Annotated in this window: 3 protein-coding genes; all 3 read left to right on the forward strand. The window is 61.8% G+C overall.

Features of this window, described 5'->3' with window-relative positions:
* Positions 1-631: 631 nt before the first annotated feature.
* Positions 632-1,096: a universal stress protein gene (locus E4L96_RS04340; RefSeq protein WP_135206002.1), complete on the forward strand. Its 465-nt coding sequence runs from the start codon at positions 632-634 to the stop codon at positions 1,094-1,096.
* Positions 1,097-1,156: 60 nt separating this feature from the next.
* The gene (locus tag E4L96_RS04345; protein WP_135206003.1) at positions 1,157-1,801 is read left to right on the forward strand and encodes a response regulator; all 645 of its coding nucleotides are present in this window, start codon (positions 1,157-1,159) and stop codon (positions 1,799-1,801) included.
* A gap of 332 nt (positions 1,802-2,133) precedes the next feature.
* A partial coding sequence (locus E4L96_RS04350) for a Crp/Fnr family transcriptional regulator (protein ID WP_229414217.1) occupies positions 2,134-2,946 on the forward strand: 813 nt, incomplete at its 3' end.

Consider the following 2,946-nt stretch of genomic DNA (forward strand, 5'->3'; position numbering starts at 1 on the left):
CCGCGGCCACCTCGGCCTGGCGGCCGGCGGCGACTTGCTCGAACAGCGCTTCCATGTCGTCTTCGGCGGCGGCCGGGGCGGGTGCCGGAGCCGCAGCGGCCGGGGCAGGCGCGCTCGCTACTCGCTGGGCAGCCACTTCCTCGAACAGTGCGTCGAAATCATCAGCGGCGTCGGTCATAATCCCTGCTTCTCCATTTCAATTCTGTAAAGTCCGCAGCCTGGCTGCGCGAATTCGTAAATGCTGTGCAAGTTCGGGGCAAAGCATGATGCGTGGCAACAAAGCCGCAATACTCGCGAGTGTAGCAGCGTGTCTGCCTGTCGGTAAATCGCTCGTTGCAGCCGCATGCAAAATCCGTGTGGAAACTTGTTACACCGTCAAAAAAACAGGTGTTAAAGTGTTGTATTCCGTAATCTCTTTGGGGCGCTTGGGCCTGCCCGAAGCGTCGATGAGCTCGTTACAGCGGGTTCTGAAGGCCTATCGGCCCTGTCCTAACGGCCCCCTTTGAGCGAAATCAACCGTGCGAAAGCTTGCAATAGCTTTCAGGCACACTACCCTTCAGAATGATTCGCTGTGTTCCTGCGGGAAGCGGTGGTCGTAAGTCCGCGGGGCCAGCCTCTAATGGAGGAAGCCATGTACCGGAAAATTCTGATCACCACGGACGGATCGACCGTCTCGAAACACACCGCCTGCGCCGGGGTCCGCTTCGCCCAGCAAATGGGCGCCGAAGTGCTGGCCCTGTTCGTCGCGCCCGAATACCAGTTCCCCGTGTACGTGGAAATCGTCCCGCCCGCCTACCCGAGCGAGGACGAGTATTTCGAAGCCATGCGGCGGGTGGGCGCCGACCACCTGCGCTCGATCCAGGACAAGTCGGCCAGCTGCAACTTGCACTGCGAAACCCTGGTCGAGTTTTCGGATGCCACCGCGCAAAAGATCTGCGACGTGGCCGAGGAACGCGGCTGCGACCTGATTTTCATCGGCTCGCACGGGCGCAGCGGCTGGGGCCAGGTACTGCTTGGCAGCGTCACCAACAAAGTGCTGTCCCACACCGCCAAACCGGTTCTGGTGCACCGCCTGCTGCAGAACCCGGTCGATTAGGGTTGCTCAACAGACAGCCCATGCGCTAACCTTGCTCACCATTGTTATAGACAACTCAACATGATCAAAATTGTCATCGCGGATGACCACACCATCATGCGGGAAGGCCTGAAGCGCATTCTCGATGGGGCGCTCGATATTGACATCGTCGGCGAGGCCACCAACGGCTTCGAGGTGCTCAACCTGGTGCGCCAAGGCGGCTTCGACCTGCTGCTGCTCGACCTGTCGATGCCCGGGCGCAGCGGGGTCGACCTGATCCGCCAGATCCGCACCGAGGCGCCCAAGCTGGCCATCCTCATCCTGACCATGCACGAGGAAGAGCAGTATGCGGTGCGCGCAATCCGGGCCGGCGCGCAGGGCTACCTGACCAAGGAATCGGCCGGCACCCAGCTGGTGGGGGCGATCCGCAAGGTCGCCTCCGGGCGCCCCTATATCAGTACCGAGGTGGCCGAGCAGCTGGCCCTGAACATCATGACGCCCAACGAGCAGCTGCTGCACAAGCAGCTCTCGGACCGGGAGTTCGAGGTGTTTTCGCTACTGGTGGCGGGGCGCTCGATCACCGAGATTGCCATCAACCTGCACCTGTCAGTCAAAACTGTCTCCACCCACAAGACGCGTATCATGCAAAAGATGGGGATGTCCTCCCTGTCCGAGATGGTGCAGTACGCGGTGGCGCACAAGCTGCTGTCACCGTTCAAGGCCTAGTACTGTTCGCCTCCGGAATTGGTTCCGCAGCCACAGCCAGGTGCTTGGGGTATCTCAAAAGTCCCTCCTGCCGCGCTTGCTTTAGGCGCAATCGTTTAGCCCCTCTGACGCGCGTCAACCCCAGTAAGACTCTTCCTACAAGCCTGCGCCGTCTCCTACTCCAAGATTCAGCCGCTGCTGATATCCAGCCTCAAGCCGAGTTGGCATACTGAATTTCACTTGACTTGCTTGCGGGTCACTTTTTGAAGTTCAGCAACCATCAGGAGATCAACATGCTGTCTACGCAAACGCCGGATCTGCGCTCGACTTCCTCGACGGTGCATTCGTCATCCATGGAAGCCGGTCGCCAACGCCAGGGCCGCCTGTGGTCCAACCTGAAAGAAGTGTGCGACCTGCTGCATATCCCCGCAGCGCCGTCGGTGAACAGCGAAGAACTGCTGTTCCAGCATGTCCAATTCAAGACCGGGCAACGGGTGCATACCATCGGCCAGGCCTTTGACACTCTCTACATCGTCAATTCGGGCTTCCTCAAGACCGTGCTGATCGACGAATTCGGCAACGAGCAGGTGCTGTCCTTCCCGATGAAGGGCGACATGCTCGGGGTCGACGGCATCCACACCCGCCATTACGCCTCCGAGGCGGTGGCCCTGTCGGACTGCGACCTGATCCTGCTGCCGTTCAAGAAGCTGACCGCGCTGGGCCGCGTGCACGCCGAGCTGGAGAACATGATGTACGGCGTGATGAGCCGCGAGCTGGTGCGCGAGCAGGCCATGATCGGCATGCTGGGCGCGCTGTCCGCGGAAGCTCGCGTGGCCCGCTTCCTGGTCTCGCTGGCCGAGCGCTTCGGCGCGATGGGCTACTCCAGCAAGCTGTTCAACCTGCGCATGACGCGCCACGAGATCGGCAGCTACCTGGGCCTGACCCTGGAAACGGTCAGCCGCACGCTGTCGGCGTTCAACGAGATCGGGCTGATCACGGTGGACCAGCGCACCATCGGCATCAAGGATGCGGAAGCGCTCAAGACCCTGCGCCGCCTGCCGCCGTCGCGCTCGCGGGCCAAGGCCAAGAAAGAGGCTGAGGCCGCCGCAGCGGCTGCCGCGGCTGCGGGCGCTCCCGCTCCGGCCGCACCGGCCCCGGTGCTGACG

The sequence above is a fragment of the Zemynaea arenosa genome, assembly GCF_004614185.1.
Lineage (GTDB): Bacteria > Pseudomonadota > Gammaproteobacteria > Burkholderiales > Burkholderiaceae_D > Telluria > Telluria arenosa.